At 36.0% G+C, this 934-nt stretch carries 1 protein-coding gene; it reads left to right on the top strand.

Going from position 1 to position 934, the window contains the following annotated elements; translation table 11 throughout:
* Nucleotides 1–934, top strand: a 934-nt coding sequence (locus AC1DJR_RS31615) for an amino acid permease (RefSeq protein ID WP_477004431.1), incomplete at both ends; no start/stop codon positions are given.

Here is a 934-nt window from a genome sequence, read left to right as displayed (position 1 = left end):
CTGGTTAGCAGGGATTTTAGGAAATGTTGCAACAATTATGTTACTGTTTAGTACATTAGGTTACTTCTTCCCAATTTTTAAAGGCGGAAATAATGTTGCGTCAATCGTAGGTGCATCACTTTTATTATGGACATTGCATTTTCTAATTTTATTTGGAATTCGTGAAGCTTCCATTATGAATGTTATCGCAACGATTGGGAAATTAGTTCCGATCTTATTATTTATTGTCGTGATGGTAACAGCGTTTCGCTGGGATACATTTACACATGACTTCTGGGGCGAAGGAACTATCTCAGTTTCCTCTGTACTAGGTCAAGTGAAAAATACAATGCTTGTAACCCTTTGGGTGTTCATTGGGGTTGAAGGAGCAGTTGTATTATCAGGAAGAGCTAAAAATAGTAGAGACGTTGGAAAAGCGACAGTACTTGGACTTATTTTAGTAATGTCTATTTATATTTTAATTTCTGTTCTGTCAATGGGAGCCATGACAAGAAAAGAACTTTCAGTATTAGAGACTCCTTCAATGGGACATGTATTAGAACATGTTGTTGGGCCATGGGGTGCAATGGCAATTAATATTGGATTAGTTGCGTCACTTGTAGGTACATTAATTGGCTGGTTTTTACTTGTTTCTGAAATTTCTCACGTAGCAGGAAAAGACGGCGTGTTTCCGAAAGTCTTTACGAAAACAAATAAGAAACAAACGCCGCATATGGCATTGTGGATTTCAAATATCGTTGCCCAAACTATATTTATAATCGTTCTGTTTTCACAATCGACATATCAAATTATGTATTTTATTGCGTCAACATCTATATTACTGCCGTACTTATTATCAGCGCTATTTCAATTGAAATTAGTCATCACGAAAGAGCTGAAAGTTGCGAGAATAAAAAATGGATTGTTAGCATTAATTGCTTCCCTATACTCTGTA

It is taken from the genome of Bacillus sp. 05T31 (assembly GCF_056396725.1).
Note: the sequence above shows the minus strand (reverse complement) of the source record. Positions and strands in the feature narration are given on the sequence as shown.